Raw genomic sequence first — 13,290 nt, 5'->3', positions numbered from 1 at the left:
TGGCGGCCGTGTGATGGAACTGGCCTGTGTGAGGCGTGGCGCACTAGGCGATGGGTCACTGTCTCGATCAAGAGATCGAAACCGGACCGCTCCGCCGACCGGGCCGCGACCGTTCGGGGGAGCAGGGGACCTTTGCTGTCGTTTCACCGTCTGCGCAGGTCAGGTCACGGATTGGTCGGTAAAGGTTGGCTGGGTGGTCGTGCCCGGACAGCCTGGAGTTCACGTCGGCGGGTTTTGCTGGGTGGAGGATGCGGCCGGTGTCGTGCCGGCCGCCGATCGCCCGCGAGGTGGTGGCAGCCGATGTGGCTGGACGAGTGCCCGTCGTTCTGGGACGAGGGGCGCGTGCGCCCGCTGGTCACCGAATCCGGCAAGGTCGTCCTGATGTGCGACTCGTGCTCGGCGGTCTGGCCGACGCTCGCCGACTTCAAGGAGATGGAGCACGTCGAGCCCGACGAGCCGGACTGGGCGGTGACGGCCGGGGTGCACGTCCGGCCCGGGACCTTCCGGTGGGCTTCGGAGCGGGATGTCGAGGTCGCCGGGATGAGCGGCCTCAAGTGGCGGCCCTAGGCGCTGTACGGGCGCTCCGCCGGTAGTAGTGCTTCGGCGTCCTCGATGCGGTTCGCCGCGACCAAGGCGCCGATCTCGCGCATGACCGGGGTGACGTCGGTGACCGCGGTGATCCATTTGTCGACATAGCGATCGACGGCCTCGCCGCTCAGTCCCATCTGGAGCGAACGATGTTTCAGGGGGCCGAGCCGGACGCTGCGCTCCGGATCCCACTGGATGCGGACCGGGCTGGTCTTGACCTCGTTCCGCCACGCCTGCTGGTCGGGGTGGACGTCCCGGTCGTAGTGGCTGAGCGCCGCGTGGTCGAGTGCCCAGGCGAAGCCCTCACGAGTGATGTCGAGGGCGAGCACGCGCTCTTGGCCGGGTTTCGCGGCCCAGCCGCAGCGGTACGCCATCCAGAGGAAGGACGGCTTGATCCAGGTCATCCGTTCGCGTTTGAACGGCGGCACGAACGTGCCCGCCTTCAGGGCGGCGTCGGCGATGGCCGGCGAGTACGCCTGATAGACGCGGATCGTGGTTTCGGTGTGGACGGCGCGGATCTGCCGCGCCGGGATCTCTTCTTTCATTTGCCGCTCAGCGTGACAGGCGCGGTGTTCGTACGCGACCGAAATTCCCTTGCCCGCCGGGGCATGCTGACGTCATGGCATTGCTGCGCAAGGGTTCGCGACGGATCGTGGTCGACGACACCGCTTACCGGTGGATCGTCCGGCGTAAGCCGACCTACTCGCAGGAGGACGGATGTCCCCTGTCCTACGCGGTGGAACTAGAGGACGCGCGGGGTGCGGTGCTGGTGGTCCAGACGGACCACGCGCATCCGTTGAACTATCGGGGATTCCCGTCGAAAGCGGTGCTGCCTTCCGATGTGGAGCGGGCGATCCGGCTGGCGCTGGAGCGCGGGTGGGAGCCGACGGCTCCGGGGGCGCAGTTCCCGCTGGATCTCGCGGCCGCGGGCTCGTGAGCGAGACCGAGGCCCCGTCCGCCACGCGGTCCTTGTTCCCAATGTCGCATTCTGGACGCTCAGCGACACAAATGCGGCATTGGGAACCCCGCCGAGACCACGAACTCGCCACCCAACGTCAGCCCAAGGACCACAGGCGCGCGTAGTGGCCCCCGGCGGCCACCAGGTCTTCGTGGGTGCCCTGCTCGATGATCCGGCCGTGGTCCAGCACCACGATCCGGTCCGCCTTGGCGGCGGTGGCGAGCCGGTGCGCGACCACGAAAGTCGTGCGGCGCCGCGCGAGTTGTTCCGTCGCGCGCAGGACGGCGGCTTCGGTGGACGGGTCCAGTGCCGCTGTCGCCTCGTCGAGCAGGAGGACGTCCGGGTCCACGAGTTCGGCGCGGGCGAGGGCGACGAGTTGCCGCTGCCCGGCCGAAAGCGACCGTCCGCGTTCACCGACAGGCTGATGGAAACCGGCGGGGAGCGCGGCGACACCGTCGAGCGCGCCGACGGACCGGACCGCCTCTTCGACTTCCGCGTCCGTCGCGGAAGGCCTGCCATAGCGCACATTGTCCGCGACGGTCCCCGAGAACAGATGCGCTTCCTGTGGTACCACGCCCATCCGTGTGCGCAGGGCGGCCAGGTCGTATTCGCGGATGTCGGTTCCGTCGATCCGGACCACACCGCCCGTCGCGTCGTAGAAACGCGCGACGAGCTTCACCGCCGTCGATTTCCCGGCGCCCGTCGCGCCGACCAGTGCGACGGTCTCCCCGGGCGCGACGTCCAGGGAAAGCTGGGTCAGGGCGGGCTCGTCCGTTGCGGTGTAAGCGAAATCGACGTCCTTGAAGGAGACTTCGCCTCGCAGTCGCTCCGGGACCGCGACCGGTTTCTCCGCCTCCGGAACGGAAGTCGGCGTGCGCAGGAGGTCACCGATCCGCGACAGGCCGACCCGTGCCTGCTGATACCCGTCGAACACCGAGGACAGTTGCTGGATCGGCGAGAAGAACTGACCCAGGTACAACAGGAACGCCACCAGCACACCGGCGGACAGGGTGCCTGCCGCGACGCGGTTCGCGCCGACGATCAGCACGACGACCTCGGCGAGTCCGGAAAGCATCGCGGCGAAAGGGAAGTACGTCGCGACCAGGCGCTGGGCGCGAAGCCGTGAACGCCGGTATTCGTCGCTGCGGGACGCGAACTTCTCCGCCGTGCGCTCTTCGCGCGTATACGCCTGCGCGACCCGCAGTCCGTTCACGTTCTCCTGCATGTCCGCGTTGACGACGCTGACCCGTTCCCGGGCTTCGGTGTACGCCTTGGACGAAGCCCGGCGGAAGATCACCGTCGCCACGACGAGGATCGGCAGCACCGCGAGTGCGTACGCCGCCAGCCCGATATCGGTGATCATCAAGGCCGCCGCGATCCCGACCAGGGTCAGCGCGCTCACCACAGCCTGTGCGACACCGGTTTGCAGGAACGTCGAGAGCGCGTCGACGTCGGTCGTCATCCGGGTCATGATCTTCCCGGACAGTTCGCGTTCGTAGAAGTCGAGCCCGAGCCGTTGCAGATGCGCGTAACTGCGTACGCGCAGCGAATACAGCACCGTCTCGCCGACCCGCGCCGTCATCTTGGTCTGGAGGTACACCACCAGCCAGTCCGCGAGGATCACCAGCGCGCCGATCCCGGCGGCCAGCCAGATGACCGCCTCCGCGCCGGCGCGCACGCCGTTGTCGATGCCGTGCTGATACAGCGCGGGCATCGCGATGGTGGCCAGCGCGTCCGCCGCGACCAGGCCGATCACCACGGCGAGCGGGCCACGCACCGGCTTCAGCAGGCGGCCGAGGCGGAACTTCGGTTCGGGCGCGGTGACGTCGGTGCCCGGCAGGCTCGGGACGTCCGTGGCGGGCGGCAGTTTCCGGACGCCTTCGATGAGTTCCTCGCTCGGCGGCAGGTTGACGTCCCACTCGCCGCCGGTGCCCTTTCGCTCGCCCGCCAGTTCGTCGGCCTTGTCCTGCTCCGGCCACAGGGCGGGCGTGATGCCGGCGGGGCCGCAGTCGAGGCCCTCACAGCGATGCGGTTCCTCGACGTCGTCACCCGGTCCCGCGACGAGCTCGCGGAACAGCGCGCAGCGCGCCAGCAGTTCCTCTTCGGTGCCGACGTCGACGACGCGGCCCTTGTCCAGCACGGCGATCCGGTCGGCCAGGGCGAGGGTGGAGCGGCGGTGCGCGATCAGCAGGGTCGTCCGGCTCGCGGTGACCGAGCGCAGCGTGTCGTGGATCGCGGCCTCGGTGACCGTGTCGATGGCGGACGTCGCGTCGTCCAGGACCAGCACGCGAGGATCGGTCATCAGCGCCCTGGCCAGGCCGAGCCGCTGACGCTGCCCGCCCGACAACGTGAGGCCGCGCTCGCCGACGAGCGTGTCGTAGCCCTCGGGGAGCCGCTGGATGAACTCGTCCGCCTCCGCCGCCCGCGCGGCCGCGCGGATCTCGTCGTCGCTCGCGTCCGGCCTGCCGTAGGCGATGTTGTCGCGCACCGACGAGGAGAAGAGGAACGCCTCCTCGAAGACCACGCCGATCGCGCCGCGCAGGTCGTGCTGCCGGACGTCGCGGACGTCGAGTTCGCCGACCTGGACCGAACCGTCGTGGACGTCGTAGAACCGGGGCAGCAGCAAGGAGATCGTCGACTTGCCCGAACCGGCCGTGCCGACCAGCGCGAGCGTTTCGCCCGGCCTGGCCTCCAGGGTGAGACCGTCGAGCACCGGATCCGACCGCGTGTAGCCGAAGGAGACGTCCTCCAGCCGGACGCCGAGCGGTCCTTCGGGCAGCGACCGCGCGTCCGGGCTGTCGACGACGTCCGGCTGCGCGTCGATCAGCTCGTTGACCCGTTCCGCGCCCGCCCTGGTCAGCTGCGCCTGGACGACGAGGCTGGAGATCATCCTCGCCGGTCCGATCAGGATGGAGAGATAGGTCGCGAAGGCCAGGAAGGTGCCGAGGCTGACTTCCCCCTTCAGCGCCAGGACACCGCCGACCGCCAGCACCGCGACCTGACCGGCCGCGGGCAGCGCCGCCGTCGTGGCGGTGGGCAAAGCGGACAGCCTCGCCGCGCGCATGCGTTCGGCGAAGAGCTTCTTCGCCGTTTTCTCCAGCTTCGCGACTTCGCGCGCCTCCTGGCCGAAGCCCTTCACGACGCGTACGCCGGTGACGGTCTCCTCGACCTGCTGCGCGACGTCGGCCGCGCGCTGCTGCGCGGCCCATGTCGCGGGGAAGAGCCGCTTCCGGCTCACCGCCATGATGATCGCGATCGCCGGGGCGACCACCATCGCGATCAGGGTCAGCGTCGGCGACATCCACAGCATCGCGCCGAGCGACAGCAGCGCGAAGATCACCGAACCGGCCGAGAGCGGCACCTGCATCAGGACCGAGGTGACCAGCTGGAGGTCCGAGATCGCGCGGGAGGCGACCTGCCCGGTGCGCAGTGCGTCCTGCTTTCCGCCGTCGAGCCGGGAGACCGCGTTGAACACCTGGCGGCGCAGATCGTGCTGGACGTCGAGGGCCAGCCGCCCGCCGACGTACCGGCGGGCGAAGGCGTTGCCGAAGGTCAGCACTTGCAGCACCGCCATCACGGCGGCGAGCAGGCCGAGGTTCGAGGTGTCGCCCGCGACCGCGCTGTCGAGCGCTTCCCGGATCAGCAGCGGACCGGCGGCCTGCAACCCGACGCCGATGATCGCCGCGCCCAGCGACAGCACGACCAGCCACGGGTGTTTCCAGCACGAAGCGGCCAGGCGGCGGATCCAGCCTCCGGCGGGTGCGGGGGTGGTCTCACGAGCCGGACTGGCTTGACGCGGACGAGGTGGAGCAGTAGTCACCCCGCCAGCCTAGGCCGCTCCACCGACATGATCGGCCGGTTCGCGCAGGGCCGAACGCCATGAAAGGTCCTTTCCTTGCAAATTTCGCAAGGAAAGGACCTTTCATGGCGTGTGTGAGAGGTGACCCACGTCGGGTGGGAAGGTGACCCACGTCCGGCCAGGGCAAGTGCCACACGTCGACGCCACCGAACGGTCTCCCCAAGGGCGCCCCGTGCCCGACGGAGACTTCACCCGTCGCGCGCCCTCTTTCGGGCCGAAGGCCCACGGAAACGTGATGAAGGGGCGCCTCCACGCCCAACCTGCAGGTTGAAGCGGGTTGACGCCCCTTCGGCACGTTTACGTCAGCGCGCGATCAAACAAACACAGTCAGCGCGCGATCAATTAAGTAATGTCCTTCTTCTGGTTCACGGCCCAGCCGGCGAGGAAGAAGATCATCGTCCAGCCGAAGAAGATGAGCGCCGAGGCCCACCACGAGAACGCGCCGGGCGCACCCGCCGCGTACTGCAGCGCCCACGCCGTCTCGTCCTGGAGAGCGGGCACCTTCACGCCGGCGGCGCCGAACGCCTCCGCGCCGATGGCGCCCACGATGCCGTTGACCGTGCCGTTCGGCAGGACCCCGCCCAGCCACGTGATGTCCGCGGCGCCGAACATGACGAACACCAGGACGTTCTCGACGACGAGCATCCAGATGGTCAGCGTGATGATGCTGCCGACCACGCTGCGCCAGACCGCGCCGACACCGATGCCGAACAGGGTCGCCAGGATCGTCGCGAGAACACCCGCGCCCAGCACGCCCAGCCACTGGCCCGCCGACGGCAGCCGCTGGCTGTCGACCGTGATCACGGTGCCGAGGCTCGCCGCGGCCACGATGATCACACCGTAGATCGCGCCCCACGCGATGTAGGTGATCATCTTCGCGCTCAACGCCGAAACCCGGTTCGGGGCGGTGAGGAACGTCGTGGTGATCGTCTTCTTCGTGTACTCGCCGGCGAGGGCGAAGACGCCGAAGATGATCGGGATCATCGTGCCGATGTTGATGCCGTGCCCCAGCGCGAGCAGGCCGACGGGCAGTTCGCCGGTCGAGATGCCCAGCGCCTCGGTCAGCTCACGCGTGTCCGAGCGGCCGAGGAAGTCACTGAAGTCGTTCGTGACCATGCCCCAGAACAGGGCGAACGCGAACGCGAAGACCACCGCGGGGATCATCAGCGCCCACCATGCTTTGAGGGTGAGCGTCTTGCGGAACTCCGCCTTGATCAGGTTGCCCATCAGCCCTGGCCTCCCCAGCCCTCGTTCTGGCCCTGCTGCGGCGCCTGCTGCTGAGGCGGCGCCTGCTGGTACTGCTGCTGTTGCTGCGGGGGCTGGCCCTGCTGCTGGTACTGCTGCGGCGGCGCGAAACCGGGCGGCGGGGTGTTCGGCGGCGCGAATCCGGGCGGCGGCGTCTGAGGCGCGTAGCCGGGGGGCGGCGCCTGATATCCGGGCGGCGGGCCCTGATGGCCCGGGGGCGGACCCTGGTAGCCCGGCGGCGGGCCCTGCTGCTGGAAACCGGGCTGCGGCGCGGAGTACTGACCCTGCGTCAGCTGGAAGAACATCCGCTCCAGATCCGCGGTCTCCTCCTGCATGCCGTAGACCGCGATGCTCGCCTTCGCCGAGATGTCACCGATCTGCTGCACCGTCGCACCGGCGACCGCGACCCGGCCGTCCGGCATCGGCGAGACCTGCGTGATGCCCGCTTCCTGCAACGCGGAGACGAGACCGTTCGCGTCCGCGGACTGCACCAGCACCCGCGACTGGTTGCTCTTGCGCAACTGATCCAGCGAGCCGTTGTACCGCGTCATGCCCTGGCTGATGATCACGACCTGGTCGATCGTCTGCTCCACCTCGTTCAGAAGGTGGCTCGAGACCAGCACCGTGCGCCCCTCACGCGCGTACGCGCGCAGGAAGTTCCGAAGCCACAGGATGCCTTCGGGGTCGAGCCCGTTCGTCGGCTCGTCCAGCACCAGCACCTGCGGATTCCCCAGCAACGCCGTCGCCAGCGCCAGCCGCTGCCGCATACCGAGCGAGAACCCGCCCGCCTTGCGGTCCGCCGCCGACGAAAGGCCCACCAGGCCCAGCACCTCGTCCACCCGCTGATCCGGCATCCCGATCGCCGCCGAGTACACGCGCAGGTGATTCCGCGCCGTCCGCCCCGGGTGGAAGCCCTCGTTCTCCAGCACCGAACCGACGACCCGGGCCGGATTCCCCAGCTGGTCGTGCGGGCGCCCGTTGATGGTCGCCGTGCCGTTCGTGGGCGTCACCAGCCCGAGCAGCATCCGGAGCGTCGTGGTCTTCCCGGCCCCGTTGGGCCCCAGGAAGCCGGTCACCGAACCAGGCTCCACCGTGAAGCTCAGATTCTGGACCGCGTTGACCGCACCGAACTGCTTGCTCAGATTCTGCACCGCGATGCGGCCACTGCCGTCGTGCATACCGTCCCCTTTTGTTGACGAAGGCCGATCACGCGACATCCTGCCTCACCGGGTGAGTCCGCACCCGCGGAAGGGGTCAATCCGCCGAAAGCGACCTTCGTCACGTTCGATGCTGTGACGATGCCATCCCTCAGCGCACCCGACACTGGACCGAATGGCCTCTGACTACCGGATATGCGTCGTAAAGCGCGGAAAATCACCGACTGTGGAGAGGGTCTGTGAAGAAGTAATTCGGAAGACATGGCAACCCCATGCAGCGCGACGGCGACTTATTACCTACGATGTAGGAGGCGGCCCGCTCCCAATGACCCCCAGGTTGGTTGAGCGGGCCGCCCTCAGCCCCTCGCCCCACCCTGCTCGGTGCTTGCGCACCTTCGCAGTGGTGGGGCTTCGTCGTATCACCCGGGGGGCCGAGCCCCCCGGACCCCCACGGTGCGTGAAGCGGCGGTTGGCGGGTGGGTGGCCTACGGCGCAGAGCGCCGTGGCCTGGTGACCGAGGGCGCGGAGTGCGTGGGGTTTCTGTACATGAAGGCCCCCTTCCCGTGGCTAGGCGCAAGGAAGGGGGCCTTCATGTACTTGGGAGCGAGGGACCTTTGCTCACTGGGGCGGCAAAGGTCCCTCGCGTAGGAAAGTGGCTTGCGGGGTGGAGCGGGCGAAGCGGGTGTGTAAGGAGAGTGGTGTGGGGGTCAGGCGAGGACGGAGGCCAGGTCGGTGGCGGGCAGGCCGTGCGCCGCGGCGACGGGGGCGTTGGTCAGGGCACCCGCGTGGGTGTTGAGGCCCTTCGCCAGCGAAGCGTCCGCCTGCAGCGCCTTCTGCCAGCCGTGGTCCGCCAGCTGGACGGCGTACGGCAGCGTCACGTTGGTCAGCCCGTAGGTCGACGTCCGCGGCACCGCGCCCGGCATGTTCGCGACGCAGTAGAACACCGACTCGTGAACCTGGTAGGTCGGCTCGTCGTGCGTGGTCGGCCGCGAGTCCGCGAAGCAACCGCCCTGGTCGATCGCGATGTCCACCAGCACGCTGCCCGGACGCATCCGCGAGACGAGGTCGTTCGAGACCAGCTTCGGCGCCTTCGCACCGGGCACGAGCACCGCGCCGATGACCATGTCGGCCTCCAGCACGGACTGCTCGACCGACAGCGCGTTCGAGGTCACCGTGCGGATGCGGCCGCCGAAGTCGTTGTCGATCTGACGGAGCCTGTCGACGTTGGTGTCGAGGATCTCGACATCCGAGCCGAGGCCCAGCGCGACCCGCGCCGCGTTGAGGCCGGCCACACCGCCGCCGATCACGACCACGCGCGCCGGGTGGACACCGGGGATGCCGCCGGGCAGCACGCCGCGGCCACCGCTCGGCTTCATCAGGGAGTACGCGCCCACCTGCGGCGCCAGCCGCCCGGCGACCTCGGACATCGGCGCCAGCAGCGGCAGCGCGCGGTTCGGGGTCTGCACCGTCTCGTACGCGATCGCGGTGGTGCCCGCGGCCAGCAGCGCGTCGGTCAGCGGGCGGTCCGCGGCGATGTGCAGGTAGGTGAACAGCACCTGGTCGGCGCGCAGCCGCGGGTACTCCTCGGCGATCGGCTCCTTGACCTTCAGCACGAGCTCGCCCTCGGACCAGGTCTCCTCGGCGGTCGCCAGGATCTTCGCGCCCGCGGCGACGTACTCGTCGTCGGTGATGGACGAGCCGAGGCCGGCGCCGGTCTCGACGAAGACGTCGTGGCCGCGCCCGGTCAGTTCGTGCACGCCCGCCGGGGTGAGCGCCACGCGGTACTCGTGCCTCTTGATTTCACGGGGGACGGCGATACGCACGGAATGCCTCCTGGCGGCGGGTCTACGACAAGTGCTGCCACTCACGGTGATGTACCCGGACGGCGGTGTCATCGTGTGCCGGGGACAAGATTGAGAGCCGATCATGGTTTTCTCGGCACAATCGCTTGACCTCCAGTCGACTGGAGCTTGCACCTTGGGTGACATGAGAGCGGTGTGGTTGAAAGAGTTCGGCGGACCCGAAGTGCTCGTCGCGGGCGAGGCACCCGATCCGGTGCCCGGGCCGGGGCAGGTCCTGGTCGAGGTGGCGTTCGCCAACATCACGTTCGTCGAGACGCAGTTCCGCGCCGGCGGGGGCGGGCCGTTCCGTGCCGAACCGCCGCTGATCCCCGGCAACGGCGTCGGTGGCGTGATCAGCGCGGTCGGCGAGGGGACCGACCTCGGCCTGGTCGGGAAGCGAGTCGTGACCTCGACCGGCGGCTCCGGGGCGTACGCGGAACGGGTCGCTGTCGCCGCGGAGGCCGTCTTCGAGGTGCCGGACGGCTTGGCGCTCGACGCGGCGGTAGCGATCCTCGCCGACGGCCGCACGGCGACGGCCTTGGTGACGGCGGCGGGCATCCGGCCGGGGGAACGCGTGCTGGTCGAGGCCGCGGCCGGCGGGGTCGGCGGGCTGATCGTCCAGCTCGCCAAGGCCGCGGGCGCCGAGGTCGTCGGCGCGGCGGGTGGTCCGGCGAAGGTCGAGCACGTCCGGGAGCGCGGCGCCGATCTGGCGGTCGACTACCGCGAACCGGACTGGGCGGCGAAGGCGGGCGAGGTCGACGTCGTGTTCGACGGGGTCGGCGGCGAAATCGGCACGACGTCCTTCGGGCTGCTCAGGCCCGGCGGCCGGATGCTGATCCACGGGCTGTCCAGTGGTTCGTGGACGGAGGTGTCCGAAGAGGACGCCGCCGCGCGCGGGGTCACGGTGATCCGGGACCTCGGCGGTCCGGCCGAGATGCGCGCGTTCACCGAGTCCGCGCTCGCCGAAGCCGCCGCCGGACGGCTGGAACCCGTGATCGGCCAACGGTTCCCGCTCGCCAGGGCGGCGGACGCGCACGCGGTCATGCAGTCGCGCGGCGCGATCGGCAAGACGGTGCTCGAGATCTGATGTTCGACGTCGACGAGTTCCTCGCCGGTCCGCTCACGGCCAGGGTCGCCACGACCGGGCCGACCGTGCGCCCGACCTGGTACCTCTGGGAGGACCGGGCCTTCTGGATCCTCACCGGACCGTGGGCGAAGCTGGCCGGTCTCGTCCGTGAGTCACCGGCGATCGCGGTGACGGTCGACGTCTGCGACGTCGGCACCGGGACGGTGCGGCAGGTGCTCGCGCGCGGCGAGGCGGAGGTGCTGCCGTTCGACGTCCCACGTGGACGGCGGCTGCTGGGCCGCTATCTCGGGTCCGACGAGGACAAATGGGATGCGCGTTTTCTTTCTTACCTGCACGATGATCCCGAGGTCGCGGGAACGGTCTGGCTCCGGATGGTGCCGAAGCGATTCGTCGCCGAAGACCTCGGTTATCGGGTATGACGCACGGCCGCGTTCGCGGGGGGTGGGCGCGGCCGTGCAACCTGCGGATCGGTAAATGCAGCACGATCGAGTCAAGATGTTGATCTTACTGGCCGGTAAGCTGCCATTCTGTTCCGCATGACAAATCAGGACTGGCGGCGGGAGCGGCGTGTCCGCACCGTCGACACCGAAGGCAATCCGGCCGATGTCGTCGTTGGCCTGGTCGAAACCCCCGGGCACGGCTACGAAGCCGCGTTGCGGGTCGACGGTGGCCCCGGTGTGCTTTTGCCGCTTTACCCCGGTGCCGATCTGCTCGCCGCGGTACGGCAGACCATTGAGGACGGATATCGCGCCAGCGCGCACTAATCTGTCGGATGTCAGGAAAGGGTCTTTCAAGACGTTTTTCGTCCTGAAAGACCCTTTCCTGACGTCTGCGCGCAGTTTCATCGCACTACAAAGTGTTCGTCTTTGAACAGTTTCTCGTGGAATGCCGGTCAGCTCCAGCGCAGGGAAACGAGTTGCGTGATCAATGCCAGCCGGACGTCGGGATCGTCGAGATCGAGCGGGACGAGGTCGAGCAGCCGCCGCATGCGATATCTCAAGGTGTTGGGATGGATGCGAAGTTCTTTCGCGGCCGCGCGCGGGTCGCCGGGATGCCTCAGCCATTGGTAGAGCGTGTCGACGTAGCCGCTCTCGTGGGCTTCGTCGTGCGCGCGCAGCAAGCCGAGCGGACCCAGCTCGGCCACCTTCGCCGTGCTGGCCGCCGTCGCTCCGCGGTGCAGCGAAAGTGCCGTCCACGCCTCGTCGAAGACCACGACGCGGCCCGGCACGAGCTTCGCGCGTAGCAGGCTCAGTGCCTCGTCGGCTTGGGCGCGCGACGTCGCGAGCTCGCCGATCTCGCAGGCGGAACCCGCGGCCGCCCGCGGTGTCCCGCCCTTCCTCGACGACGGCAGGGCTTCGAGCGCGGCGCGGAGTTCGCCCCAGCCGTCGCCGTCCGGGACGACGGCGTAGAGCACGCCGCCGAGTTCGGTGGCCACCGGCCGCCTGCCGACGCCCTGCGAGATCCTTTCGAGGAGAGCGAGCCGCAGCCCCTCGTCGTCGCGGCCGTCACCGCCGGAGACCTCGATGACGACGACGCGGTGCGGCTCCTCGGACAGGTCCAGTTCCGCGATCGCCTTGCGCGGGCTGGCTTTCCCTTCGAGCACGGCGCGCAGGAGCTCGGCCGAGACCCGGCGCTGGGAATCGGTGTGCGCGCGGCGGCGCAGCAGATGCAGCGCGACGACGGGCGCCGCGTCGGCGAACGCGGCCGCGCGTTCGTCGGAGACCGGGCCCGCGACGACCGCCCACATCGACCCCAGCAGCTCACCGCCCATCCGGATCGGCACGATGAGCCGGGGCAGCGTGCCGTCGCGTTGCGCGGGCACGAAGATCGTTTGCCGCCCACGGGAAAGCTCGCGGAACACCCCTCGCGACCGGAACCGCGCGAGGACGTCGTCGGGAATCCGGCGGCCCATGATCGTGGACACGCGGGCCGAGTCGGTCAGGTCCTGCCGGGCCGAGTAGGCGAGCACCCGCGAGTTGGTGTCCTCGATGGTCACCGGCGCGTCGACCACCGAAGCGACCGCGTCCGCGAGCCGGAACAGGTCGCCGGAACCGGGGCCGCCGCCGTCCTCCAGCGCGTCCGACTCGTCGGCCAGCGCGTCGAGGACCGTCCTGAGCAGCCAGACCAGCTGGGCCCACGACGTCGCCGAGCGCACCTCGATCAACGCGATGTCCGCCGATTTCGCCGCCCGTTTCACCGACGGTTTCGCCGCGAGCGGCGGCTTCAGCAGGACGGCGGCGGCGCCTTTGGCCGCACTGTGCTTCACGAGCTCCGCGGCTTCGGGCGTTTCGGTGATCGCGACGCCGAGGACGAGGTCACCCGCGGCGAGCGTGTTGCCGGGTTCGGCGATGACGACGTCACCGACGGCGGGGGACTCCTCGGGGACCTGGAGGGCGTGCAGCAGCGTCGGGCCGACCCTGTCGACGACACTGCGCACGGAGACCATGGTGCGATTGTCCAGCAGGTGGGACCGTCGCACACGTCAGACCTGGTTCACGCCGACCCTGCCCGTGAGCCGCGGGTTGCCGTCGGCCATCCGGGGAGCGGACACTCCG

11 protein-coding genes are annotated in these 13,290 nt (G+C 69.5%); 5 read left to right on the top strand and 6 right to left on the bottom strand.

What is annotated here, in order from left to right; translation table 11 throughout:
* Positions 1-300: 300 nt before the first annotated feature.
* Positions 301-567, top strand: a complete 267-nt coding sequence (locus tag ACFWMR_RS17260) for a hypothetical protein (protein ID WP_093932838.1) — start codon at positions 301-303, stop codon at positions 565-567.
* Here ACFWMR_RS17260 and ACFWMR_RS17255 read toward each other — a convergent pair.
* Positions 564-1,133, bottom strand: a complete 570-nt coding sequence (locus ACFWMR_RS17255) for a DUF4291 domain-containing protein (RefSeq protein WP_378379040.1) — start codon at positions 1,131-1,133, stop codon at positions 564-566. The two genes, ACFWMR_RS17260 and ACFWMR_RS17255, sit on opposite strands and share 4 nt — an antisense overlap.
* A gap of 74 nt (positions 1,134-1,207) precedes the next feature.
* Here ACFWMR_RS17255 and ACFWMR_RS17250 point away from each other — a divergent pair, with 74 nt between their 5' ends.
* On the top strand, positions 1,208-1,525 hold the full coding sequence (locus ACFWMR_RS17250) for a hypothetical protein (protein ID WP_378278104.1): 318 nt from the start codon (positions 1,208-1,210) through the stop codon (positions 1,523-1,525).
* A gap of 118 nt (positions 1,526-1,643) precedes the next feature.
* On the opposite strand, the gene ACFWMR_RS17245 is transcribed toward ACFWMR_RS17250, so the two are convergent.
* From ACFWMR_RS17245 to ald, 4 genes are all read right to left on the bottom strand, one after another.
* Positions 1,644-5,366: an ABC transporter ATP-binding protein gene (locus tag ACFWMR_RS17245; protein WP_378379039.1), complete on the bottom strand. Its 3,723-nt coding sequence runs from the start codon at positions 5,364-5,366 to the stop codon at positions 1,644-1,646.
* A gap of 381 nt (positions 5,367-5,747) precedes the next feature.
* Positions 5,748-6,632, bottom strand: a complete 885-nt coding sequence (locus tag ACFWMR_RS17240) for an ABC transporter permease subunit (protein ID WP_093932841.1) — start codon at positions 6,630-6,632, stop codon at positions 5,748-5,750.
* Complete coding sequence (locus ACFWMR_RS17235; RefSeq protein ID WP_378379038.1) at positions 6,632-7,828, bottom strand: ABC transporter ATP-binding protein; 1,197 nt, start codon at positions 7,826-7,828, stop codon at positions 6,632-6,634. The genes ACFWMR_RS17240 and ACFWMR_RS17235 overlap by 1 nt, the downstream gene beginning before the upstream one ends.
* Positions 7,829-8,514: 686 nt before the next feature.
* Entirely contained in the window at positions 8,515-9,630 is a 1,116-nt protein-coding gene (gene ald / locus ACFWMR_RS17230; RefSeq protein ID WP_093932843.1) for an alanine dehydrogenase, read from the bottom strand.
* A 163-nt stretch (positions 9,631-9,793) separates the two neighbouring features.
* Between ald and ACFWMR_RS17225 the strand changes: the two genes are divergently transcribed.
* From ACFWMR_RS17225 to ACFWMR_RS17215, 3 genes are all read left to right on the top strand, one after another.
* On the top strand, positions 9,794-10,735 hold the full coding sequence (locus tag ACFWMR_RS17225; RefSeq protein ID WP_378379037.1) for a zinc-binding dehydrogenase: 942 nt from the start codon (positions 9,794-9,796) through the stop codon (positions 10,733-10,735).
* Positions 10,735-11,154 (top strand): pyridoxamine 5'-phosphate oxidase family protein, encoded by a 420-nt coding sequence (locus ACFWMR_RS17220; RefSeq protein ID WP_378379036.1) that lies wholly within the window; start codon positions 10,735-10,737, stop codon positions 11,152-11,154. Before ACFWMR_RS17225 ends, ACFWMR_RS17220 begins: the two co-directional genes overlap by 1 nt.
* Positions 11,155-11,271: 117 nt before the next feature.
* Positions 11,272-11,499, top strand: coding sequence for a hypothetical protein (locus ACFWMR_RS17215; protein WP_005150660.1), 228 nt, complete (start codon positions 11,272-11,274; stop codon positions 11,497-11,499).
* A 128-nt stretch (positions 11,500-11,627) separates the two neighbouring features.
* Here ACFWMR_RS17215 and ACFWMR_RS17210 read toward each other — a convergent pair whose 3' ends face one another.
* The gene (locus ACFWMR_RS17210) at positions 11,628-13,181 is read right to left on the bottom strand and encodes a PucR family transcriptional regulator (RefSeq protein WP_378379035.1); all 1,554 of its coding nucleotides are present in this window, start codon (positions 13,179-13,181) and stop codon (positions 11,628-11,630) included.
* Positions 13,182-13,290: the final 109 nt, after the last annotated feature.

The sequence above is a fragment of the Amycolatopsis thailandensis genome (assembly GCF_042723255.1).
Lineage (GTDB): Bacteria > Actinomycetota > Actinomycetes > Mycobacteriales > Pseudonocardiaceae > Amycolatopsis > Amycolatopsis thailandensis.
This window is presented reverse-complemented; position numbering and strand designations above follow the sequence as displayed.

Excerpts from the sequence above, each read along its gene's own strand:
- ACFWMR_RS17260 (WP_093932838.1), top strand. The coding sequence starts at position 301 with ATGTGGCTGGACGAGTGCCCGTCGTTCTGGGACGAGGGGCGCGTGCGC.
- ACFWMR_RS17255 (WP_378379040.1), bottom strand. The coding sequence starts at position 1,133 with ATGAAAGAAGAGATCCCGGCGCGGCAGATCCGCGCCGTCCACACCGAA.
- ACFWMR_RS17250 (WP_378278104.1), top strand. The coding sequence starts at position 1,208 with ATGGCATTGCTGCGCAAGGGTTCGCGACGGATCGTGGTCGACGACACC.
- ACFWMR_RS17240 (WP_093932841.1), bottom strand. The coding sequence starts at position 6,632 with ATGGGCAACCTGATCAAGGCGGAGTTCCGCAAGACGCTCACCCTCAAA.
- ACFWMR_RS17235 (WP_378379038.1), bottom strand. The coding sequence starts at position 7,828 with ATGCACGACGGCAGTGGCCGCATCGCGGTGCAGAATCTGAGCAAGCAG.
- ACFWMR_RS17225 (WP_378379037.1), top strand. The coding sequence starts at position 9,794 with ATGAGAGCGGTGTGGTTGAAAGAGTTCGGCGGACCCGAAGTGCTCGTC.
- ACFWMR_RS17220 (WP_378379036.1), top strand. The coding sequence starts at position 10,735 with ATGTTCGACGTCGACGAGTTCCTCGCCGGTCCGCTCACGGCCAGGGTC.
- ACFWMR_RS17215 (WP_005150660.1), top strand. The coding sequence starts at position 11,272 with ATGACAAATCAGGACTGGCGGCGGGAGCGGCGTGTCCGCACCGTCGAC.
- ACFWMR_RS17210 (WP_378379035.1), bottom strand. The coding sequence starts at position 13,181 with ATGGTCTCCGTGCGCAGTGTCGTCGACAGGGTCGGCCCGACGCTGCTG.